Source organism: Nocardioides thalensis, from assembly GCF_013410655.1.
GTDB lineage: Bacteria > Actinomycetota > Actinomycetes > Propionibacteriales > Nocardioidaceae > Nocardioides > Nocardioides thalensis.
Genome location: NZ_JACCFP010000001.1, coordinates 3,558,996 through 3,580,623, shown reverse-complemented (window position 1 = coordinate 3,580,623; position 21,628 = coordinate 3,558,996). Strand labels below are relative to the sequence as shown.

The window sequence follows — 21,628 nt, the reverse complement described above, 5'->3', positions numbered from 1 at the left end:
GATTGCAACCACCATCCGAGAGAGGGTTCCGCCCATGATCTGGATCATCATCGCCGTCGTCGTCGTCGTCCTGCTGGTCGGGTTCTTCGTCATCGGCTTCAACAAGCTGCGCAAGGCCGACGTCGCGGCCGAGGAGGCGCTGGGCGGCATCGACGTCCAGCTGACGCGACGGGCCGAGCTGATCCCCAACCTGGTGCAGACGGTGAAGGGCTACGCCATCCACGAGCGCGAGGTCTTCGAGGAGATCACGCGGGCGCGCGCCGGCGTGCAGGCCGCTGCCGCGGGTGACAGCGTCCCGGCCAAGGCCGCCGCCGACGCCGAGCTCTCGCAGGCCCTGGTCAGGCTCAACGCGGTCGCCGAGGCCTACCCGGACCTCAAGGCCAACACCAACTTCCTCGACCTGCAGAAGCAGCTCGCGACCACCGAGGACCAGATCGCGTTCGCGCGCCAGTACTACAACGACGCCACGCGCGAGCTCAACGAGTCGGTGCGCACGATCCCGTGGATGTTCTTCTCCGGCGTCGCCGGCGTGAAGGAGCGGGAGTTCTACGACGCGCCGACGGAGCACACCGCCGCCCCGGGCGTGGAGTTCTGATCAGAAGACGTTGAACGGTCGGTACTGGATCGACAGGCGCGGTCCGGCCGAGGCGACCTTGGGCACCGCGTGCTCCCAGGTGCGCTGGCAGCTGCCGCCCATCACCACCAGGTCGCCATGGCCCATCTCGACGGAGATCGAGTCGCCGCCCGCGACCGGTCGGAGCGCCAGCCTGCGCGGGTCGCCGACCGAGACGATCGCGACCATCGTGTCGTGGGTGTTGCCGCGGCCGATGCGGTCGCCGTGCCAGGCGACGCTGTCGCGGCCGTCGCGGTAGTAGCAGCACCCGGCGGTGCGGAACCGCTCGCCGAGCTCGGGCTCGTAGTGGTCGCTGAGCGACTCGCGGGCCGCCTCGAGCACGGGGTGGGGGAGCTGCTCGCCGATCATGTAGGTGTAGACGAGGCGCGGCACGTCGACCACCCGGTCGTACATCTTGCGCCGCTCGGCTCGCCACGGGACGTCGCGCACCAGCGTCGCGAAGACGTCGTCGGCCTCGGGGAGCCAGCCGCGGCACACGTCGACCCACGCGCCCTCGGTCAGCGGCCGCCGCTCGAGGCCGGTGAAGTCGGGGGCGGTGCCGGTCGCTGATCCGAAAAGGGTGGTCTGCACGTCCACCCGACCACGCTAGCACGAGATCGAACACGTGTTCGGGTAGGCCGTGCGGCGCTTTGTTGCGGGCGTGCTGAGAATTCCCGGTTCTCCGGACGCGCGGCCGAGCCGGCCCTAACCTTCCTGGGGTGGAGACGGGACAGCAGGGGGTCGCTGCCCGTCGGGAGCTGAAGCACGTGACGATCCGCGAGTACGTCCGGAATCTGGCACTGGCGTCAGCGCCCGGCGCTCCGGCCCCGTCGGAACGTGAGTTGGTCGACCGGTTCGGGGTCGCGCGGATGACCGTGCGCCAGGCCCTCGACGCCCTCGTGGTGGAGGGCGTGCTCGAGCGCTTCCCCGGCCGCGGCACGTTCGTCGCCCGGCCCCGCCGCGTGCCCACGGGCATCAGCAGCTTCACCGAGGACATGCAGCGCCGCGCCGTGGTCGCGGAGTCGCGCACCCTCATCGCCGACCGCGTGGGCGCCGCGAACGGCGTCGCTCGGGCGCTCGGCATCGGCGTGCGCCAGCCGGTGCTGCACTGGCGCCGGCTGCGCCTGGCCGACGGCCGCCCGGTCTGCCTCTCCGACGCGTTCCTCAACGACACCCTGGTGCCGAACCTCTTCGACGGCGAGCTCCCCGCGAGCCTGTACGACGAGCTCGCCTCCCGCGGCCGCCGCCCCACCTGGGCCGAGGACTCGGTCTCCGCGGGGACCGCGACCGCGGAGGAGAGCGAGCTGCTCGAGATCGACGCGAGCTCGGTCGTGATCCGCCACAACCGCCGCGCCCTGTGGGAGGACATCCCGATCGAGGTGACGCGCAGCGTCTACCCGGCCGACCAGCACACCCTCTGGCTCCAGTTCGGCGACTGAGCGGGCTCTCAGCGGGCGTGCCCGAGCTCCCCGAGCGGCGCGACGGTCACGCCGCTCTCCTCGCAGACCCAGGTCGGGTCGGGACCGCCGAGGTCGGGATCGATGTGCAGCGCATGCACCGGGCTGTCGCCGCAGCGCTCGCAGACCGGCCACCGGCCGGCGGGGTCGTCGGACGGGAGACCGTCGCGCAGCGCGTCCTGCACGTCCTGCGCGACCAGCCCGGCGACGTACGGCTCGCCGTCGCCCCACTGCTCGAGCCACCACCGGCGCTGCGAGCACGCCTCGTCGAGGAGCGAGACTGCGGCCGGCCCGGCCAGGCCGTGGGCCTCGAGGTCGGCCAGCACGCGCGCTCGCGCCGCGAAGATCACGCTCTCGTCCACAGGTCCATTGTGCGGCTGTTTCAAGTCGCGGCGGGTCCGGGCACAGCGCCGGTAGCCGTCGCCGTGCCGGAGGCGACCGACGAGAGGCATCACATGACCGACGACCTCAGTCCCTCGGGCGTCGCCGACGCCGTCGCCAGCGACCTGCTGGCCGACGGCGACATCGACGTGACGTCGTGGACCGACCTCGAGCACCTGCCGCGCGAGATGGACGCGCTCGCGGCCCAGTACGCCGAGATCTTCGGGTACGCCCGCACCTGGGTGTGCCAGCGCGCGGGCTTCGAGCCCAGCCCGGTCTGCCTCCTGCGGCCGCTGGCGGAGCTGATGGACGTGCTCACCAGCGTGCTCGGCACCGTCGAGCGGGTCGGACGCGACCACTGGGACGACCTGCACGACGGGGTGGTGGCCACCACCGCCGACCTGCGGACGGTCGACGCGTGGGTCGCCGACGTGCTGCCGGTGGTGGCCTGATGAGCGACTCGTTCCTCGAGGACCTGACCGGGCGCACCGGCCTGCTCGATGCCGACCCGCTCGAGCTCCCCGAGCCCGACGGCGGCGACCGCACGCTCCGGCACGACCCGGAGTTCGTGGCGCTCGACAACGGACTGTCGGGCATCCGCGACACCATCAACCGCGGCGTCGACGTCCTCAACGGCTTCGGGGCCGGGCTGCCCAAGCTCCCCGAGGGCAGTCTCGAGGACCTCCTGGTCCGGCCGCTCACCGGCGACTACGTGCGCATCCGGCAGAACGCCGCCGCCACCCACCACGTCCGCGACGCGCTCTCGACGTACGGCGGCAACGTGGTGCGGCTCTCGCTCGGCGTCGACCCGCGCTGGGGCGGCGCCGCGGCGTCGTCCTACCTCGTGCGCCTGCAGGTCCAGGCCGTGGCCGCCCGCGGTCTGGGCGAGGTGGTGGCGCGAGGGTCGGTCGTCTTCGACGAGATCGCCGACTACAGCGAGCGCCTTGCCGTGCGCGTCGAGGGCCTGGTGATGGAGCTGGTCGAGCGTGGCCGACGGCTGGTCACCAAGGTGCTGACCCGCCTGCTCGGGCCGGGCGCGGTCGCCCTCGCCGCGGAGATCGCGCTGAAGGGCATCGATGTCGTCACCGACATCGTCGAGGACGTGCAGCGGGTGATCGAGATCGTCGAGACGCTGCTGCGGCTCCGCGACGAGGTGGCGGCGTGGGTCGAGGAGCAGCGCGCGCGGCTCGAGGTGTTCCTCGACCTGCTGGACGTCGTCCTCGGCCGCGGCGCGGACCTCCGGGGCGGCGGTGGAGGCTCCTGGTAGCCGTCGGCGCGGCTCAGCCGATCTCGGCCAGCTCGCGCTCGATGTTGGCCCGCGCCCGCTCCTCCCAGTGCTCGCGGCCGTGGGCCGTGCGGAAGATCAGCGGCCGCTCGAGGAGCGAGGTCAGCACGGCGGTCCGGCCCTTGCGGAAGACCTCGTCGGTCAGGTGGCCGTACTCCGCGCGCACCGCGGCGGCGTACGCGGCGTACTCCGGCTCCGGCAGCGCCAACACCGCGAGGTCGGCGTCGGACAGCGCGCAGCCGTTCGCGTCGCCGGGTGCCGGGTCGTGCGCCTCGGTCAGCCGCACCAGCCGGCACACCTCCGCGACGGTCGCCGAGTCGGTCAGCGGGGGCAGGGTCTCCTCCGCCCACGCCGCCGACCGCTCCTCGGCGTCCCGCTCGCCGTCGTAGACGGCGTCGTGGAACCACGCGGCCAGCTGCACCGGCACCTCGTCGAACGCCACGCCGCCGGCGGCCAGCTCGGCCAGCCGCTCCAGCACGGCGCGCAGGTGGCCGATGCCGTGATAGCTGCGCCCGGGCGCGGTGTACGCCGCCACCAGCTCGTCACGAAGCCCCTCCCCGTCGGGGAGGGGCCACGCTGGCGGAGGTGGTGAGCTCGGTCTGCCCTCGTCCATCCGCCTATTGAAACCCACTGCGCGCAATTGCGCAGGGGCGTAAGGATGGTGCCGTGGACCAGGAGGAGGCACGTCAGGAGCTGCAGCGGCTGCGGTCGAGCATCGACAACCTCGACGCGGCGCTGGTCAACCTGCTCGCCGAGCGGTTCAAGTGCACCGAGCAGGTCGGTCGCCTCAAGGCCCGGGCCGGCATGCCGCCCGCCGACCCGGCGCGCGAGGCCGTCCAGATCGAGCGGCTCCGCGCGCTCTCCGAGAGCTCGGGCCTCGACCCGGAGTTCGCCGAGCAGTTCCTCAACCTGATCATCGCCGAGGTCATCCAGAACCACCGCCAGTTCCTCGAGGAGGTCTGAGGTCCGCCGCCCTGGCCCGGAAATCCGCGTGACCGCCTCCGGCAGGCCGGGCACGATGGGGGCATGGAGGATCGAGAGATGCTCAAGCGGTTCTTCTCTCCCGAGGGGCGGCTGCTGCAGATGCCCACGCGGCACCTCAAGCGGCGGGCCGTGCTGGACCACGTGGCTCAGCGGTTCGAGCCCGGGCTCACGTACGCCGAGAGCGAGGTCGACGCGGTGCTGAAGGGGATCCACGACGACCACGCCGCGCTGCGGCGCTACCTCGTCGACGAGGGATTCCTGACCCGGGAGGACAACGTCTACTGGCGTTCCGGCGGCACCGTCGAGGTCTGAAACCCGCTCTGCAGGCGGCCGGTCGGCGTGCGACGGTGGCGGGGTGACCGAGCCCGTCCTGTCCGTCGACGCGTTCCTCGCGCTCGCGCGCAGCTCGCCGTGGCGCTGGCGCACCCTGCACTTCCGGCACCGCAGCGACGGTGGCGAGGTGGAGGCGTGGGTACGGCGGCCGGGGGACCTGCTCGTCGTGGACGCCGACGGCCGGCGGCACCGGGTCGCCGAGGAAGCAGGCGGCTCCGCTGTGGTCATGTTCAGCACGAACGGCGTTCCGCCGGCTCCCCCGAGCGAGCCGGAATGGCTGACGCCCGACCAGGTGGCGCCGCCCCTGCGCGCCGACGGCCTGGTCAGCGCACGGCCCGATGACTGGCAGCTCTGCTACGGAGACCCGATGTGGGGCAACTACCAGTGGGTGGCGATGCTCGACCCGCACGAGCTCAGCCACAGCGTCGACGTACGGAACCCACGTGAGGACAGCGTCGGCGGCCGGCCCTCGTGGCGCGCCGACCTGTGGGCGCTCCCCGGCTACGACCCGCAGTGCGGCTGCTGCGAGCTGCTGTGGAGCGAGGTGTCCTGGGAGGTCGACAACGCGGGCGAGCCGATCCCGGTGGGCACGGTCTATCCCGACCACTACGACGTCACTCTCGACGTCCAGACCGGCATCGTCGTACGACTTGCCCCGGTGGGGGAGACGAGCCACCCCGCGTTGGGGTTCGAGAACGACATCCTCGAGGTCGACGCCGACCTCGACGACGTGTTCGCCTGACTCAGGTCTCGGCGAGCTCGTCGCCGGCGTCGACGATCCGGTAGGCGTAGCCCTGCTCGGAGAGGAACCGCTGGCGGTTCTGTGCGAACTCCGCGTCGACCGTGTCGCGCGAGACGAGCGTGTAGAAGTGGGCGACCTTGCGCTCGCCGTCGGGACCGGGGTCGCCGGGTCGCAGCAGCCGGCCGAGGCGCTGGGCCTCCTCCTGGCGGGAGCCGAACGAGCCGGACACCTGGATCGCGACCTCGGCCGACGGCAGGTCGATCGAGAAGTTGGCGACCTTCGACACCACCAGCAGGCCGATCTCGCCCGAGCGGAACCCGTCGAAGAGCCGCTGCCGCTCCTTGACCGACGTCGCTCCGGTGATCACGGGCGCGTCGAGCTCCTCGCCGAGCTCCTCGAGCTGCTCGAGGTACTGCCCGATCACCAGCGTCGGCCGGTCGGAGTGCCGGGCGACGAGGCTCTTGACGACGCCGACCTTCTCGCGGGTGCACGCGGCGAGGCGGTAGCGCTCCTCCGGCTCGGCGGTCGCGTAGGTCAACCGCGACGCCTCCGGTAGCGTCACCCGCACCTCGACGCAGTCGGCTGGCGCGATCCAGCCCTGCGCCTCGATGTCCTTCCAGGGCGCGTCGTACCGCTTGGGCCCGATCAGTGAGAACACGTCGCCCTCGCGGCCGTCCTCGCGCACCAGCGTGGCGGTGAGGCCGATCCGGCGCCGGGCCTGGAGGTCGGCGGTCATCCGGAAGATCGGCGCGGGCAGCAGGTGCACCTCGTCGTAGACGATCAGGCCCCAGTCGCGGGCGTCGAACAGCTCCAGGTGCGGGTAGACGCCCTTCCGCTTCGTCGTCACGACCTGGTAGGTCGCGATGGTGACCGGCCGGATCTCCTTGACGGCGCCGGAGTACTCGCCGATCTCGTCGGCCGTCAGCGACGTACGGCGGACCAGCTCGTCCTTCCACTGCCGGGCGCTGACGGTGTTGGTCACGAGGATGAGGGTGGTCGCCTTGGCGTGGGCCATCGCGGCGGCCCCGACGAGCGTCTTGCCGGCGCCGCAGGGCAGGACGACGACGCCGCTGCCGCCGTGCCAGAACGACTCCGCCGCGTCGGCCTGGTAGTCGCGCAGCGACCAGCCGTCCTCGGCGAGCTCGATCGGGTGCGCCTCGCCGTCGACGTACCCGGCGAAGTCCTCGGCCGGCCAGCCCAGCTTGAGCAGCGCCTGCTTGAGGTTGCCGCGCTCGCTCGGGTGGACGGCGACGGTGTCGTCGTCGAGCCGCTCGCCGAGCATGCCCTGCACCTTCTTGGCGCGCAGCACCTCCTCGAGCACCGGCCGGTCGGTGGAGGTGAGGACCAGGCCGTGGGTCGGGTGCTTGTCGAGCCGCAGCCGGCCGTAGCGCGCCATCGTCTCCGCGACGTCGACGAGCAGGCTGTGCGGCACGGCGTAGCGGCTGTAGCTCAGCAGCGTGTCGACCACCTGCTCGGCGTCGTGCCCCGCGGCGCGGGCGTTCCAGAGACCGAGCGGCGTGAGCCGGTAGGTGTGGATGTGCTCCGGGCTGCGCTCCAGCTCCGCGAACGGAGCGATCGCACGCCTGCAGTCGGCGGCCTGCGGGTGGTCGACCTCGAGCAGCAGCGACTTGTCGCTCTGCACGATGAGGGGGCCGTCGGTCACCGGACGAGTCTACGGAGCCTGCGGTGGATGCCCGAGTCGGCTCATCTTCACGTCGGGAGAGGGCCGAGTCGGCTGGTGATCACGAGCCGACTCGGCAACGAACGCTCAGGTGCCGGCGGGATTGACGGTCCTGATCCGGTGGACGGGGAAGGTGCGGGTGCCCTCGGGATCGGCGTGGTCGCGGGCGGTGAGCTGGCCGCCCTCGACGCGGAGGGGGTCGACGGTGATCTCGCTGAGGACACCGCGGTTGTCGGTGAAGCCGATCGTCACCGACGTACGGCGCTCGATCGCGTCGCGAAGCGCGGACAACGCGTTGGCGGGGGAGTCGGCCGACGCCGGGCGTGACTGCGCGGCAGCGTCACCCTCCCTGAGCTTCCGTACGGCGACCGCGACCTGCGTCGCGTGCCGCGCCTCGCCGAGCGCCCGCCGGTGCTCCTGCGCCTCCTTCGGCGACCGCGCCCGCAGCGGCTCGGCGGTGCCGACGTGGACCGTGCCGTCCGACGCTTCCGCGACCGGCGCCAGCCCCATCTCGCGCAGCCGCGGCAGCAGCAGGTCGGGCGGGGTCGTGCTGACGACGACGGTCGGAGCGATCCGGCGCAGCCCGAGTGACCCGGCCTTCGGGTGGTGCAGCAGCTCGGCGAGCGCGGCCTCGTCGTCGGAGCGCACGAACGACTCCGCGATGCCGACCCGCAGCCGGCCGAACGTCCGCACGGCGTCGTCGACCAGGTAGGTCAGTGGCTGCGGGACCGGCGTGCGCGACACCGCCGCCAGGAACGCGTGGGTTTCCGCCGCCGACCACCCGGCGTCCAGCGCGCGCCGTACCGACGCCGGCGTGAACCGGTAGACAGTCGCGGCCCCACGCGACTCGACGTCAGCGACGAGCCGCAACGACCGGGCCACCCCCGGCTCGAGCGGGCCGGGAGCCACGGCGGTGAGGTCGGCCTGGATGAGCACGTGGTCGACGGGCGGCGGCAGCAGCTCGGCGAGCACCGGCGCCGGGTCGTCGCCCGCCAGCAGCGCGGAGGTGTACGGCGCCGCGGCCTCGAGCCCGAGCAGGCCGATCCGCCCCGCCTCCTCCAGAGCCCAGGCCGCGAGGTCCGTGCGGGTGCGGGGGCGGCGCGGCCGCAGCCAGGCGAGGCGGCCCACGAGAGAGGAGAGGCCGGTGCCGGAGGCGAGCCCGTGGCCCTCCGGTGCGGCGACCAGCTCGGCGAGCACCATCCGCTTCGCCTCGGGCATCAACGCGGAGGCGAGCTCGGGCGTCAGCGCGTTCCACGGCTTGCCGTCGGGACCGCGCTCGCCGACCAAAGACGGCAGCCGCGGGCTGGTCAGCCACGCGCGGGCGAGGAGCGCCCACCGCATCGCGACCGGGTCGGCCACCCACGCGTCGAACGCGTCGGTCGGCACCCACGCCGGGTTGCCGTCGGCATCGGCACGGGTCGCGAGCAGTCCGGCGGTGTGCACGGTCTCGATGACGAGCGCCGCCTCGGCGGCCCCGACCTGGAGGTGGTCGGCCGCCGCGCGCAGCTCGCGGACCCCGAGCCCTCCCGTACGCAGGGCCGCCGCAGGGCGGGCACCCCACCACTCGAGCAGCTGCTCGGCGTGCCGCACGAACTCCGCCGCGGCGCCCGCCGCCGTCGACGACACGAGCCGGACCGGCCGCTCGGCCCAGGCGATGTCGGGCGCGAGGTCGATCCGGTCGGTGGTCGTGCGTCCGCCGCGCACCGCGAGCCCGACCTCGCCCGGCGCGACGAGCAGGCCCTCGCCGGCCGGGAGCAGCAGCCGGTGCGCGATGAGCTCCTCGGCCGGGCTCGACTCCTCGCCCGGGTGGATCCCCACCCGCGCGGTGCCGGCCTGCGCCGTACCTCCCTCGGCCACGACCTTCTCCAGCGCCGCCCGTGCCGCCGGCGACAGGGTCGGTACGACGGCGGCGACCTCGTCGACCGACCGGCGTTCGGCGGAGCGCGGCCGCAGCCCGCTCACTCCCATCTCGGCGCCGCCGACGAGGCAGTCGGCGACGGTGCTCAGCGGGCGCAGTCCCTCGGGCGACTCCCACGCCAGCGCGAGGTCGACCAGGCGCACGACAGTCGCGGCGACGTATGCCTCGTCGGCGTTGACGATCGCCGCGATCTCGGCGGTCGTGGTTTGGCCCGCGACCACCAGGGCATCTAGCACCGAGACCTCGCCCCGCGTCAGGATGTCGATCGCTCGCGCGACCGAGCTGCGGGAGGCGGCGCGGGAGGCGAGTTGTCCGAAATCGTGAGGGGCGGGAGTGGCCAGGTTGGGGCGGTCGAGGAGCAGTCGGGTGATGCGTTCGTCGGGCCATGACCGCAGCTGGTCGGCGAGGGACCGATATCCGGTCGGCTGCGTGTCTGCCTTGCCTCCCCTCGCCACGTGCACAACGGTAGTCGGATGACGCCGGACCGGGCCGGGCGGCAGGGAGAGTCGATGAAGCGCGTGGAAGTACAGGCGGCCGCCGCCACCGATGTCGGGCTGGTCCGTGAGGCCAACGAGGACTCCTTCCTCGTCGCGCCGCCGGTGTTCGTCGTCGCCGACGGGATGGGCGGCCACGACGCCGGCGACGTCGCCAGCCGGATCGTCGTCGAGGAGTTCGAGCGGCTCGCGCAGGACGGCTACGACGCCACCCGCGGCGCCGAGGCGATCGCCGAGACGCTGCTCGCGGCCCAGCTCCGGATCCGGGAGTACGACGCCGAGCAGCACGCGGCGGGCATCCCGACGTCGGGCGCCGGTACGACGGCGGTGGTCGCGCTGCTCGTGGAGCAGGACGACGGCACGGCGCACTGGCTGCTCGCCAACGTCGGGGACTCGCGGATCTATCGCTTCACCGACGGCGAGCTCGACCAGGTGAGTGTCGACCACAGCCTCGTGCAGGAGCTCGTCGACGCGGGCCAGCTCACCGCCGAGCAGGCCGTCGACCATCCCGAGCGCAACGTCATCACCCGCGCGCTGGGCGGCACCGTCCTCGCGGAGGCCGACTACTTCCTGCTGCCGCTGGGCTCCGCGGAGCGGCTGCTGCTCTGCTCCGACGGCATCAGCGGCATGATCGACGACCACCAGATCGCCGCCGTGCTCGCCCGTTGTGAGGACCCGCGCGACGCGGCCGACCAGCTCGTGGCAGCGGCCCTGGACGCGGGCGGACGTGACAACGCGACCGCCCTCGTCGTGGATGTGGTGGGATTGGGCGAGGACACGCCGTACGACTCCCAAGCGCAGAGGGTGAGTCTCGAGCAGAAGTTGGGGGCACTCCCATGAGTGACACGACCACCGGACCGGGCACCGCTGCCTGGTCCTACCGGGCCGGGCCGTGGTTCGCAGTCTTCGGGCCGCAGGTCACCGTGCTGCTGCCGCAGTCCGAGCGCGACCGCGTCATCGATCTCTGGTCCCTCGTCGACGGCGGAGGCGGGTTCGACGAGGTCCTCGACGGTCTACTCGCATCCGGGCTGAGCAAGCTGCCCGGCTTCGTGCTCGTCGGCGCATCCGAGGGACCCACCCACGTCCTGCTGCGCGGGTCCGGCGTCACGGCCACGCTCACCGCCGGTGGCGAGGAGGTCGTGCTCGACGGCGGCGCCGGCGCCACCTGGACCGAGCGCAGCCTCGACGACGTCACCGCGCTGCGCATCGAGGTGCCGGCCGAGGACGGCGAGCCGGTCGCCGACGCCGACTTCCCGGTGACGACGGGCCTGGTGCGGGTCGGGCGGGTCGACCGCCCGGCGGCCGTGGCCGCCCCCGCGTCCGCTGCGGAGGCCGCTCCGGCGGCCGCGGCCGCCGTACCCGAGGCCGAGACCGCCGAGCCGGTCGCCGGCATCTCCGACCACTCGCTGATCGGCGACGACGGGGCGGCTCCGGTCGTCGTCCCGGCGGGCGACACGCATCCCGACGGCTCCGAGCGGCTCGAGGAGCTGACGCCGGCCGAGGTGTCCGGCGGTGAGGGCGCCCCCTTCGAGGCGGCTGACGAGGCACCGGTCGACGAGGCACCGGTCGACGAGGCACCGGTCGACGACGCTCCCGTCGACGAGACGCCTGCCGACGAGGCCCCGGCCGAGTCGCCGTACGAGGAGCCCGCGGTCGACGCCGAGGCCGCAGTCGACGAGTCCGCCGAGCCGGGCGAGATGTCGCCGTTCGACGAGCTCGCCCCCGGCACGTCGCCGAACGAGCCGATGCCGGCCGACGACGGGGCCGACCTGCTGCCGACAGACGTGATGCCCGCCGTCGGCGGCGACCCGCTCACCGACCCGCTGCCCGACACGCCGGACGCCCCCGCCGAGCCTGCCGCCGCACCGTCGGGCGAGGCGCCGAGCTGGGAGCCCGCCGGGGCGCCGGCTCCGCCGTCCGAGCCCGCTCCCGACGGCTGGGTGACGCCCTACGACAGCCCGGCCGGCGTCGACGACACCGTGCCTCCGCCCGTCGCGCCCGACCTCCCGCCCGCCCCCGAGGCTCCGGGGGCCGAGGTCGCTCCGCCGGCGTGGACGCCGCCCCCGCCGCCCGCGGTGCCAGATGCGCCGGCCGACACCCCGCCCCCGCCGCTCGGCATCGGCTCCTGGGAGCCGGTCACCGGCGCGGTGCCGACGGCCGGCGGCTACCCACCGCCCCCGCCGCCGGCGGCGGACCCCGACCACGACGGCCTGACGGTCGCGGGCGGGCAGGCGGCCCCGCCGCTGCCGGCCCAGCCCTCGGAGCCCGCGGCGCCGGCCGGTGCCGCGCCCGTCGCCAAGCTGCTGATCTCCGACGGCCAGACGATCATGGTCGACCGCGTCGTGCTCATCGGCCGCGCCCCCGAGGCGCGACGGTTCAGCTCCACCGAGCAGCCCCTGCTCGTCACGGTGCCGAGCCGCCTCCACGAGATCTCCTCGACCCACGTCGAGGTCCGCCCGGGCGGCGGCCCGGACCTCGGCACGGCTGTCGTCACCGATATGGGCTCGACCAACGGCACCGTGCTCGTCCAGCCGGGTCTCGGTCCCGAGGACCTCAAGCCCGGCATCGCCGTACAGCTGATCCCCGGCGCGATCATCAACCTCGGCGACGGCATCACGATCCAGGTCACCCGGCCCTGACCCCAGGGACGACGCCCTCTCGGGAACCCATGACGAACACAGAGACCGGCCGGTTCCCGGCCGCCGACCTCGAGCGCCGGTTCACGGCGTTCGCCGTCGACCGCCTGCTCGGCTGGGGCGTGGCGGCGGGCGTCGCTGCGGCCGTCTGGCAGCTCGGTGGTACGTCGGTCCCGGTCGCGCTGCTGGTGTTCGCCGGCGTGGCCGTCCTGCTCGGGATCGTGACCGCGGTGCTGCTCGGCACCACCGGCCTGACCCCGGCCAAGGCGATGCTCGGGCTCCGCGTCGTGCGGCAGTTCGACGGCGCGCCGATCGGCGTCGGCGCCGCGCTGACCCGCGTGCTGGTGCTCGGGGTGGCCGGCCTGCCCACCCTCGGCCTCGGCGCCGCGACCCTGGGCTGGACCGCCGCGATGGACCCCGCCCGCCGGCGTCGCGGGCTCCACGACCGGATCGGCGACGCGATCGTGGTCGACGTGCGGCCCCGGCCCGAGCAGGACGACGTCCGCGACGAGCAGCCCCAGCAGCTGGTCAACCTGACGGCGATGCGGCTGCTGCCGTCGCCGCCGACGCCCGCGCAGGGGACGCCGCTCCCGGCCGTGGCGCTCGCGCGGCCCGACCAGGCCGCGGACGCCGTACCCCCTCCCGCCGTCGTCCCCGCCCCCGCGCCCGCCGGCGGCAGCCACCGCGCCGACGGCCCGGCGCAGACCACCCCGAACGGCAGCCGCCCCGACCCGCTGCCGGCGGCGACCCGGATCCCGGCGCCGCCGCCACCGACGGACGCCGCCACCCAGCTGCGGGAGGCCGCGGCGGCGACCCGCTGGCAGGTCGCGTTCGACACGGGGGAGACGTTCGAGGTGCAGGGCCTGGCCATCGTCGGCCGCCGCCCAGAGCCGCGGCCCGGCGAGCCGGTCCGCCACGTGGTGCCGCTGCCGTCCACCGACATGTCGCTCTCGAAGACGCACGCGCAGTTCCAGGTCGCCCCCGACGGCGCGCTGGTCGTCATGGACCGCGGCTCGACCAACGGGTCGTACGTCGTACGCCGGGGCATGTCGCGCACGCTCACCGCCGGGCGGCCGAGCACCTTGCTCGACGGCGACGTCGTCCGGTTCGGTGACCGGACGATGACGGTCAAGCGCCTCTGAGCCGACCGGGGCCTCAGCCCCGCTCCGCCTCCCACTCCTCGCGCAGCAGGCCGTAGACCGCGGTGTCCTTCCAGGTGCCGTCGTGGGACAGGAAGTCGCGGCGGGTGTGGGCCTCGTGCTTCATGCCGAGCCGTTCGCAGATGCGCGCGGATGCGGTGTTGAGCGGGTCGAGCTGCGCCATCAGGCGGTGCAGCGGGTAGTGCTCGAACCCGAGGCGGGCCATCGCGCGGGCCGCCTCGGTCGCGAACCCGCGTCCGGCCACCGACGGCGAGAACACCCACCCCAGCTCGCCGATCGAAGGCGACGCTCCCGGCGGGGCCGGTCCGGTCAGACGCAGCATCACGTCGCCGACGACCCGGCCCTCGTGCTCGACGACGAGGTTGAGCGCGTCGCCGGGCTCGGACGGCGCCGTGCGGCTCGCGAGCGTCACCGCTCGTTCGGGCAGCGCCGACGGGTCGAGCGCCGCGAACGGCAGGTAGCGCGCGACCTCGGGATCGACGTAGTAGTCCAGGTCGGGCGCGTCGTCGGGACGCGCGGGGCGCAGCAGCAGCCGCTCGGTGCGCAGCGGCACCGGCGGAGGCGGGAGCACCGGCCGCGCGGGAGCGGTCGGCTCGACCGTGTCGGTCACCGGGTCACCACCACCGGGATCCGGACGGAGCCGTGCCCGGGGCTGGTCCACACGACGAACCCGTCGTCGGTGGACGTGCGGCTGCCGGTCGCCCGGACCCGGAACTTCACCGACGCACCCGGCCGCAGCCGCGCCCACTGCGGCCGCATCGACACGGCGCCGGCGAACCCCTCCAGCCGAGCCGTCGCAACGACGGTGTGGTCTGCCATGTTGGTGAGGGTACGGCGCGCCCGCTCCCTGCCGTGCCCGAGCAGGACCTGCGGCAGGTTGACGTCGGAGCGTTCGCCCTCGAGCCACGCCCGGAACGTGCGCGGCCGGGCGAGGTACGACAGGTCCGGAGAGGCGACGATCTCCGGAGTGCCGGCCCCGGACCGCAGCGCCGGCGCGCCCGGCACCGGCTGCGCGGTCGCGACCAGCGCGGAGCGCACGGCGGCCGGGTCGGCGCCGTGCCGGCCGAGCAGCACGGCCGCGATGCCGGCCACCCGCGCCGCGGCCGGCGACGTGCCCGTGACGAGGTCCCACGCGGAGCCGGTCGCGGCGACGACCTCCGAGCCGGGCGCCACCAGGTCGGGCTTGAGCACGGTCGACGTCGGGTCGCCGGCGCTGCTGAACGCGACGACCCCGGTCCGCCGCTGCTCGACGCCGTGGGCGACCAGGCGTACCCGCGTCGCGGGATGCCGGCGCTCCCAGCCCAGCAGGCGTCGCGCCTCCCTGACGGCGAGGTGCACGGTCGGGAGCGCGTGCAGGTCGGCATCGGTCGAGCCGCGCGCGGAGTTGAGCAGCACCATCCCGACGCCGCCCGCGAGCGCGACGGCGCGGGACTTCTCGACCCGAGGGCCGTCGCCGCGGACGCAGGCCACCACGGCGCCGCGGGCCGCTGCCGCGTCGAGGCTTCCGGGCGCGCAGTGACGCGCGGTCTCGCGGGCGACACCAGGAGCGGCGATGTCGGCGGCGCGGACGAGCCGCCCCGTCACCGGCCTCGTCAGCGCCATCGCGCCGGACAGCCGCGGACCGTGCCTGCCGCGCACCACGACGTCACCCGTCTGATCGCCGCTCGTCGTCGCGCCGACGCTGACGACCCACGGCGCGGGGTGGGCGGCGTAGGCGCGCTCGCCCGCGTTGCCGGCGGCTGCCACCACCACGACGCCCTGCTCCACGGCGCCGAGGAGCGCACGCTCGACGGTGTCGACCGTCGAGGGTCCGCCGATCGAGAGGTTGAGCACGTCGACCCGGTCGGCCGTCGCCCGGTCGATCGCCGCGACGACGTCGGCGGTCGCGCACCCGTCGTCGTCGGGATCCGGGGCGCTCCAGCACGCCTTGTAGGCCGCCACCCGGGCCCGCGGAGCCACCCCCGAGAAGCGCCCGAGCCGGTGCCCGGCGACGCGCACCTGCTCGTCGGCGGCGCCGGCGGCGATCGTCGCCATCCGGGTGCCGTGGCCGTCGGTGTCGTAGGGCGACAGGACGGCAGCACTGCGGAGGTGGCCGGCGCCGTACGCCTCGACGAAGAACTGCCCGGCCACCACCTTCGCGTCGCACGACCCCGCGTCCCACCGGTCGTCGTCGGGCGCGTCGGCGCAGGTGCCGCGGAAACGGTCGGGCACCGGGCCGAGCCGGCTCGCCACGCGGAAGGCGGGGGTCTCGGGGGCGATGCCGGTGTCGACGAACCCGATCACGGTGCCGGCACCGGACGGCCGCTGGCCGGCGGTCTGCGGGAGCGGGGCGCCGGCCGGCCGCGCCGGGGCCGCGTCGGCGAGCGGCACCACGCGGTTGCGCTCGATCAGAGCGACCCGGCGGTCGCTGCCGAGCTCGTCGGCCTGGTCGGGCTCGAGCTCGACGGCGAACCCGTTGAGCGCAGTCGTCCACCGGTAGACCGGCTCGGGCGCGCCGACCGCGTCGAGCAGGTCGTCCTGGAGCGTGAGCATGCCGGCGGCGCCGGCGGGGCCGCCGCGGGTGCCGGCGGTGCCGGGGCCGTCGAGCGTCACCAGGTAGAGGGCGGACCCGGACGCGTCGTGCTCGGCGGTCGCGCGCTGCGGCAGGACGGAGGGCATGGCGGCGGCCAGCATCGCCACGGCGGCCGTCGTGACGGCGGTCCGCCGCCGGCCGCGCACTGCGCGCATGGGGTGCCTCCTCCGCCAAAGAGGCACATTCTGTCCCATCCGCCCCAACCGTGCGCAAGATTCGCGTCCCGCCTGGGGACGACGTCCCGGGCGCACGGAATCCGATGGGGCCTCGTCGGGGCCGGGGGCTAGGCTCTGTCGCTGCGCTGCGGAACGACCGCGCGCGCGAGCAGAGAGGGCGAGTCGGTGCCGACTGGCAAGGTGAAGTGGTTCGACGCGGGCAAGGGTTTCGGCTTCCTGTCGCAACCCGACGGACCGGACGTCTACGTCCACGTCGACGCGCTGCCCGAGGGCACCACCAACCTCAAGCCCGGCACCCGCGTCGAGTTCGGCATCGCCCAGGGCCGCCGCGGAGACCAGGCCCTCCAGGTCAAGGTGCTCGACGCCCCGACGTCGGTAGCGCGCAACCAGTCGCACGCGAAGCGCAAGAAGCCCGAGGAGATGGTCCCGATCGTCGAGGACCTGATCCGGATGCTCGACGGCGTGGGTGAGGCGTATCGGCACGGGCGGCACCCGGATCGGCGTACGGCGCAGCCGGTGGCGAAGGTTTTGCGGGCGTTGGCGGACGAGCTGGAGCTGTAGGGGCTGCGGCCTTTCGGCGTTGTCGGGCTGCGGCCTCCCGCCCCACGCAGGCCTGCGGGCGCTCGGCCCGGCTGCGCCGGGCCGCCCCTCCGGGCTTGGTCGCTCCGCCGCGCGGCGGCGCTCTGTGGTTCTGCGCCGCTCGGCTCGGGGCGCCGGCGCGTCGTCGCGAAATCGCCCGGAGGGGCGACCCGGCTCCGCAGTGCCGCCCGCCACTGATCGGCCTGCGCGGGGCGCGGCCTACCCGGGTGGGGCGGGTGTGGGGGCCGGCGCGGGCGTGGGTTGGTGGTGGGTGGGGCGCTTGGCGAGGACGAAGAGGGCCCAGGCGGTGAGGGTGACGGCGGCGACGGCGAGGCCGAACTTCGGCCAGCCGAGGGGCATGGCGATGCCGACGAAGCCGCCGACGACCCAGGCGAGCTGGAGGGTGGTGTCGCCGCGGGCGAAGGCGCTGGCGTGGGCGCGGGCGGGGACGCCGGTCTGGATGGTGGAGTCGAGGCTGACCTTGGCGAGGTACTGGGTGAGGCCCGCGGTGAGGCCGAGCGCGACCAGTGGGATCAGGCTGTAGAAGAGGGCGGCCAGCACCACGAGGGCGATGTCGGCGAGGAGCGCGGCGACGACGGTGACCGCGGGGTTGATCTTCCGCGCCACCGACGCGACGACGATGCCGAGGGTGTTGCCGAGGCCTGCCGCGCCGATGACGAGGCCGATCAGCAGCGTGCTGCGGTCCTCCCAGCCGTCGATCGGTGTCTCGCGCAGCAGGAATGCCATGTACATCGTCAGGAACCCCGACAGCCAGCGCGGGCCGCAGTTGGCGCGGAGCGCGAACGCGACCTTCGGCGGGATGCCGGTGCGCTTCTCTCCCGCTACGGGGTGCTTGCCGCTGACCTGCTGCTCTCCCTCGGTGGAGTCGACCTGCTTGGGCAGGACGATCGCGAGGATGGTGCCGACGACGAAGACGAGGAAGGCGTAGCGCAGCGCCCACTCCGTCCCGAAGTACGCCGCCGCGCCCGCTAGCGGGGCGGAGACGGATGCGCCCACCACGCCGGCGAGGGAGACCCGTCCGTTGGCCTTGACGAGCGTCATCTCCGCCGGCGCGAGCCGGGGCACCGCGCTGGCCCGGGTGACGCCGTACGCCTTGGAGGAGACGAGCACGCCGAGCGCGGCGGGGTAGAACCACACCGACTCGGCCGCGACCGCGCCCGCGAGGACCCAGCACAGGAAGCCGCGGATCGCGAAGGTCGCGCCGATCGCCCACCGGCGGCCGTGGCTGAACCGGTCGAGGAACGGGCCGATCAGGGGCGCCACGATCGCGAACGGCAGCATCGTCAGGCCGAGGAAGAGCGCGACCTGGCCGCGCGCGTCGCTCGTCGCGCCCGCGAAGAAGATCGTGCCGGCGAGCGCGATCGCCACCGCGGCGTCGCCGGCCGCGTTGCTCGCGTGCAGCTCGATCAGCCGGTTGAGGCCGGAGCGGTCGGCGCCCTGCGCGCCGGCGGCCTTGCGGGCCGCCCGGAGTGTCGATGCGCTGAAGCGGCCCATCCCGCGCATCGCGCCGCCGACGCCGCGCGCGGTCGCCCGGGCGCCTCCGCCCAGGCTCTGGGTCATCGTCCGGGTGTCCGCGTCGTCGGCCGACGGCTGGGTGATCGGCGCCGTCTCCTGGTCGAAGACCTCGCGGTCGCCGCCCGTCCCCGGACCGGATCCGGTCGGCGGGGGAGGGGGCGGATAGCTCACGGGTCCTATCTTGCCCGCTCGCGGGGCACGCCACGCCGCAAGACCCCGACGTGACGGCGCGCCCGCGGATGAGGGATGCTGTGCCCGTGTCCACGCTCGCGAAGAAGCTGACCGACGCCGTCACGGCGGCCGCGGTCGACGACGCGCGCGCGGCGCTGCTCGAGGACGTGCCCGCCGAGGACGTCGGCGACTACCTCGGCCACCAGCTCGACGGCCTCCGCGTCGTGACCCATCTGTTCGCGTGCACCCGCAAGGGCTACGTCGGCTGGCAGTGGGCGGTCACGCTGACCCGCGCGTCGCGGCAGAAGCGGGTCACCGTCGTCGAGGTCGTGCTGCTGCCCGGCCCCGACGCCATCGTCGCGCCCGCCTGGGTGCCCTACCGCGAGAGGCTCAAGGCCGGCGACCTCTCGCCCGGCGACCTGCTGCCCGTCGAGGACGACGACCCGCGCCTGGTCCCGACCTACTCCTTCGGCGACGACCCGCTCGACGCCGACGCCAAGGCCCAGATCCGCACCGTCGCCAAGGACCTCGGCCTGGGCCGCGTGCGCACCCTGTCCCCGGAGGGCCGCGACCTCGCAGCCGAGCGCTGGCACGACGGCGAGGGCGGCCCCGACTCCCCGCTGGCGAAGTCGGCGCCCGACCAGTGCCGCACGTGCGGCTTCCTGGTGCGGCTCGCGGGCCCGCTGTCGGAGATGTTCGGCGTGTGCGCCAACGGCGACGCCAACGACGACGGCCGCGTGGTGACGTTCGACCACGGCTGCGGCGCGCACTCGGAGGTGCGGCTCAGCAAGCGCCAGCAGCCGGTGCCGCCGGCCCCGCCGGTGGTCGACACCGTCACCGCCGACGAGCTCGACCTCTTCTGAGCTGAATTGCCGAGCGCGTCGCCAGTCGACCGCTCGCCCGGGGCTCCGCAAGCTCCGCCCCAGGCTTCACGATCGACGCGCTGCGCGGCGGGCGCCGCGCTGCCGGCTCGCGGTCGAGGCGGCCTCGGTGCGAGGCGTCTCGGCGGCCAGACCTACTCGCTCGACTCGATCTCGGCTTCGCGCTCGGCGTCACGGGCGGAGCGGACGACTCGGCGCCGCTTGCAGTACTCCGCGCCGAGCAGGCCGAGGCCGACGCCGGCGAGGCACATCCACAGCACCCAGAGCCGGTCGGACTGCTCGAGCTGGCTGTAGAACGGCAGCAGGGCGAGGAACGCCAGGAAGAAGATGCCGGTGCCGACCTGCACCGTGCGGACGCCGTCGACGTCGAGGGGCTCCACGGGCGCGATGAGGTAGGTCCGGTTGCCGATCTCGTGCTGCATCGGCTGCTCGTCGCGCAATTCCACGTCTCCACGGTATCCCGGCCGGACGCGCCGACGCGACGAGGCGGGTATCGGTCCGGGCGCCGGTTCTGCAATGCTGCGGCCCCGTGAGCACCTCCACCACACCCGCGGGCGCGAACCCACTGGACCGCTTCTTCCGGATCGGGGAGCGTGGCTCCACCGTCGGACGTGAGGTCCGCGGTGGCGTCGTCACGTTCTTCACGATGGCCTACATCGTCGTCCTCAACCCGCTGATCCTCGGCTTCGCCCAGGACGTCGACGGGCAGTTCCTCGGCGGCGGCTCCGAGCCCAACCTCGCCGCGATCGCCGCCGGTACGGCGCTGGTGGCCGGCGTGCTGACGATCCTCATGGGGGTCGTGGCCAACTACCCGCTCGCGCTGGCGACAGGCCTCGGGCTCAACGCGTTCGTCGCGTTCAGCATCGCGAGCCAGATGACCTGGGCCGACGCGATGGGCCTGGTGGTGATGGAGGGCCTGATCATCCTGGTGCTGGTCCTCACCGGCTTCCGGGTGGCGGTGTTCAAGGCCGTGCCCGCGCAGCTCAAGATCGCGATCTCGGTGGGCATCGGTCTCTTCATCGCCCTGATCGGCTTCGTCGACGCCGGCGTCGTCACCCGGATCCCCGACATCGCCAACACCACGGTCCCGGTCCAGTTCGGCGCCGACGGCAACCTCGACGGGTGGCCGGTGCTGATCTTCCTCGTCGGCCTCCTGCTGATGCTGGCCCTGTGGGCCCGCAACGTGCGCGGCGCGATCCTGATCTCGATCGTGGTGATGACCGCCGCGGCGTTCGTCGTGGAGGCGATCGGCGACGACCTCGGCTGGGCGCTCACCGTCCCGGCCTGGCCCGACGACGCGTGGTCGGCGCCCGACTTCGGAACGCTCGGCGAGTTCAGCCTGCTCGGCTCGTGGGAGAACGCCGGCGTCGTCACGGTGCTGCTCCTCGTCTTCTCGCTGCTGCTCGCCGACTTCTTCGACACCATGGGCACGATGACCGCGATCGGCGCGGAGGCCAACCTCCTCGACGAGGAGGGGATGCCGCCCCACACGCAGCGGATCCTGGTGGTCGACTCGATCGCGGCCGCCGCGGGCGGTGCCGCCGGCGTCTCGTCGAACACGTCCTACATCGAGTCGGCCTCGGGCGTCGGCGAGGGCGCCCGCACCGGGCTGGCGTCGGTCGTGACCGGCGTGCTGTTCCTGCTGACGATCTTCCTCGCGCCGTTCGTCGCGATGATCCCGTCCGAGGCGGCCGTCCCGGCGCTCGTGCTCGTCGGCTTCCTGATGATGCAGCAGGTCACCGGCATCGCCTGGGACGACGTCGAGATCGCCATCCCGGCGTTCCTGACGATCGTGCTGATGCCGTTCACCTACTCGATCACCGTCGGCATCGGCGCCGGGTTCGTGGCGTACACCTTCCTCAAGATCGTCCGTGGGAAGGCCGCCCAGCTGCACCCGCTGATGTGGGTCGTCGCCGGCCTGTTCGTCGTCTACTTCGCGATCGACCCGCTGACGCGCCTGCTGACCTGAGGCGCAGATTCCTCGGTCCGGTGGGAATAGTTGCGTCTGTCAAGCAGTTGTCCTGACGTA

Annotated in this window: 22 protein-coding genes; 13 read left to right on the top strand and 9 right to left on the bottom strand. The window is 74.0% G+C overall.

The window, feature by feature from the left end:
* Nucleotides 1–34 precede the first annotated feature (34 nt).
* Entirely contained in the window at nucleotides 35–595 is a 561-nt protein-coding gene (locus HNR19_RS17415) for a LemA family protein (RefSeq protein ID WP_179669085.1), read from the top strand.
* On the opposite strand, the gene HNR19_RS17410 is transcribed toward HNR19_RS17415, so the two are convergent.
* Nucleotides 596–1,210, bottom strand: coding sequence for an alpha-ketoglutarate-dependent dioxygenase AlkB (locus HNR19_RS17410; protein WP_179669084.1), 615 nt, complete (start codon nucleotides 1,208–1,210; stop codon nucleotides 596–598). It lies immediately after the preceding gene.
* A gap of 122 nt (nucleotides 1,211–1,332) precedes the next feature.
* On the opposite strand from HNR19_RS17410, the gene HNR19_RS17405 reads away from it, so the two are divergent.
* Nucleotides 1,333–2,052 (top strand): UTRA domain-containing protein, encoded by a 720-nt coding sequence (locus tag HNR19_RS17405; RefSeq protein WP_179669083.1) that lies wholly within the window; start codon nucleotides 1,333–1,335, stop codon nucleotides 2,050–2,052.
* Between the two features lie 8 nt (nucleotides 2,053–2,060).
* Here HNR19_RS17405 and HNR19_RS17400 read toward each other — a convergent pair whose 3' ends face one another.
* The gene (locus HNR19_RS17400) at nucleotides 2,061–2,432 is read right to left on the bottom strand and encodes a hypothetical protein (RefSeq protein ID WP_179669082.1); all 372 of its coding nucleotides are present in this window, start codon (nucleotides 2,430–2,432) and stop codon (nucleotides 2,061–2,063) included.
* 93 nt (nucleotides 2,433–2,525) lie between these two features.
* On the opposite strand from HNR19_RS17400, the gene HNR19_RS17395 reads away from it, so the two are divergent.
* Together HNR19_RS17395 and HNR19_RS17390 are read left to right on the top strand one after the other, a co-directional pair.
* On the top strand, nucleotides 2,526–2,903 hold the full coding sequence (locus HNR19_RS17395) for a hypothetical protein (protein ID WP_179669081.1): 378 nt from the start codon (nucleotides 2,526–2,528) through the stop codon (nucleotides 2,901–2,903).
* Nucleotides 2,903–3,718: a hypothetical protein gene (locus HNR19_RS17390; RefSeq protein WP_179669080.1), complete on the top strand. Its 816-nt coding sequence runs from the start codon at nucleotides 2,903–2,905 to the stop codon at nucleotides 3,716–3,718. The genes HNR19_RS17395 and HNR19_RS17390 overlap by 1 nt, the downstream gene beginning before the upstream one ends.
* Before the next feature lie 13 nt (nucleotides 3,719–3,731).
* Here the strand turns inward: HNR19_RS17390 and HNR19_RS17385 are convergent, their stop codons facing one another.
* Nucleotides 3,732–4,349 carry an HD domain-containing protein gene (locus tag HNR19_RS17385; RefSeq protein ID WP_246303537.1) on the bottom strand — a complete coding sequence of 206 codons (618 nt, stop codon included), beginning with the start codon at nucleotides 4,347–4,349 and terminating at the stop codon, nucleotides 3,732–3,734.
* 53 nt (nucleotides 4,350–4,402) lie between these two features.
* Here HNR19_RS17385 and HNR19_RS17380 point away from each other — a divergent pair, with 53 nt between their 5' ends.
* The 3 genes from HNR19_RS17380 to HNR19_RS17370 all read left to right on the top strand — a co-directional run bounded on the left by HNR19_RS17380 (nucleotide 4,403) and on the right by HNR19_RS17370 (nucleotide 5,795).
* Entirely contained in the window at nucleotides 4,403–4,699 is a 297-nt protein-coding gene (locus HNR19_RS17380; protein ID WP_343047256.1) for a chorismate mutase, read from the top strand.
* 63 nt (nucleotides 4,700–4,762) lie between these two features.
* Nucleotides 4,763–5,032 carry a DUF2087 domain-containing protein gene (locus tag HNR19_RS17375; protein ID WP_179669079.1) on the top strand — a complete coding sequence of 90 codons (270 nt, stop codon included), beginning with the start codon at nucleotides 4,763–4,765 and terminating at the stop codon, nucleotides 5,030–5,032.
* Nucleotides 5,033–5,075: 43 nt separating this feature from the next.
* Complete coding sequence (locus HNR19_RS17370; protein WP_179669078.1) at nucleotides 5,076–5,795, top strand: hypothetical protein; 720 nt, start codon at nucleotides 5,076–5,078, stop codon at nucleotides 5,793–5,795.
* 1 nt (nucleotide 5,796) lies between these two features.
* Here the strand turns inward: HNR19_RS17370 and HNR19_RS17365 are convergent, their stop codons facing one another.
* Together HNR19_RS17365 and HNR19_RS17360 are read right to left on the bottom strand one after the other, a co-directional pair.
* A complete protein-coding gene (locus tag HNR19_RS17365) occupies nucleotides 5,797–7,458 on the bottom strand; it encodes a DNA repair helicase XPB (protein ID WP_179669077.1) in 1,662 nt (553 codons plus the stop codon).
* Nucleotides 7,459–7,563: 105 nt separating this feature from the next.
* Nucleotides 7,564–9,849, bottom strand: a complete 2,286-nt coding sequence (locus HNR19_RS17360; protein WP_179669076.1) for a helicase-associated domain-containing protein — start codon at nucleotides 9,847–9,849, stop codon at nucleotides 7,564–7,566.
* Between the two features lie 54 nt (nucleotides 9,850–9,903).
* On the opposite strand from HNR19_RS17360, the gene HNR19_RS17355 reads away from it, so the two are divergent.
* Genes HNR19_RS17355 through HNR19_RS17345 form a run of 3 tightly spaced genes read left to right on the top strand, consistent with a single transcriptional unit; the run spans nucleotide 9,904 to nucleotide 13,666 of the window.
* Complete coding sequence (locus HNR19_RS17355; RefSeq protein WP_179669075.1) at nucleotides 9,904–10,728, top strand: PP2C family protein-serine/threonine phosphatase; 825 nt, start codon at nucleotides 9,904–9,906, stop codon at nucleotides 10,726–10,728.
* Entirely contained in the window at nucleotides 10,725–12,527 is a 1,803-nt protein-coding gene (locus tag HNR19_RS17350; protein ID WP_179669074.1) for an FHA domain-containing protein, read from the top strand. The genes HNR19_RS17355 and HNR19_RS17350 overlap by 4 nt, the downstream gene beginning before the upstream one ends.
* 29 nt (nucleotides 12,528–12,556) lie before the next feature.
* Nucleotides 12,557–13,666 carry an RDD family protein gene (locus HNR19_RS17345; RefSeq protein WP_179669073.1) on the top strand — a complete coding sequence of 370 codons (1,110 nt, stop codon included), beginning with the start codon at nucleotides 12,557–12,559 and terminating at the stop codon, nucleotides 13,664–13,666.
* A 13-nt stretch (nucleotides 13,667–13,679) separates the two neighbouring features.
* On the opposite strand, the gene HNR19_RS17340 is transcribed toward HNR19_RS17345, so the two are convergent.
* Nucleotides 13,680–14,294: a GNAT family N-acetyltransferase gene (locus tag HNR19_RS17340; protein ID WP_179669072.1), complete on the bottom strand. Its 615-nt coding sequence runs from the start codon at nucleotides 14,292–14,294 to the stop codon at nucleotides 13,680–13,682.
* A complete protein-coding gene (locus HNR19_RS17335; RefSeq protein WP_179669071.1) occupies nucleotides 14,291–16,411 on the bottom strand; it encodes a S8 family serine peptidase in 2,121 nt (706 codons plus the stop codon). Before HNR19_RS17335 ends, HNR19_RS17340 begins: the two co-directional genes overlap by 4 nt.
* Nucleotides 16,412–16,597: 186 nt before the next feature.
* Here HNR19_RS17335 and HNR19_RS17330 point away from each other — a divergent pair, with 186 nt between their 5' ends.
* Entirely contained in the window at nucleotides 16,598–16,993 is a 396-nt protein-coding gene (locus HNR19_RS17330; protein ID WP_179669070.1) for a cold shock domain-containing protein, read from the top strand.
* A 237-nt stretch (nucleotides 16,994–17,230) separates the two neighbouring features.
* Here HNR19_RS17330 and HNR19_RS17325 read toward each other — a convergent pair whose 3' ends face one another.
* Nucleotides 17,231–18,718: an MFS transporter gene (locus HNR19_RS17325; protein ID WP_343047255.1), complete on the bottom strand. Its 1,488-nt coding sequence runs from the start codon at nucleotides 18,716–18,718 to the stop codon at nucleotides 17,231–17,233.
* A gap of 68 nt (nucleotides 18,719–18,786) precedes the next feature.
* On the opposite strand from HNR19_RS17325, the gene HNR19_RS17320 reads away from it, so the two are divergent.
* On the top strand, nucleotides 18,787–19,581 hold the full coding sequence (locus HNR19_RS17320) for a DUF3027 domain-containing protein (protein ID WP_179669069.1): 795 nt from the start codon (nucleotides 18,787–18,789) through the stop codon (nucleotides 19,579–19,581).
* Between the two features lie 152 nt (nucleotides 19,582–19,733).
* Here the strand turns inward: HNR19_RS17320 and HNR19_RS17315 are convergent, their stop codons facing one another.
* Nucleotides 19,734–20,045, bottom strand: a complete 312-nt coding sequence (locus tag HNR19_RS17315; RefSeq protein WP_343047253.1) for a DUF2530 domain-containing protein — start codon at nucleotides 20,043–20,045, stop codon at nucleotides 19,734–19,736.
* 83 nt (nucleotides 20,046–20,128) lie between these two features.
* Between HNR19_RS17315 and HNR19_RS17310 the strand changes: the two genes are divergently transcribed.
* On the top strand, nucleotides 20,129–21,568 hold the full coding sequence (locus tag HNR19_RS17310) for a solute carrier family 23 protein (RefSeq protein ID WP_179669068.1): 1,440 nt from the start codon (nucleotides 20,129–20,131) through the stop codon (nucleotides 21,566–21,568).
* Nucleotides 21,569–21,628: the final 60 nt, after the last annotated feature.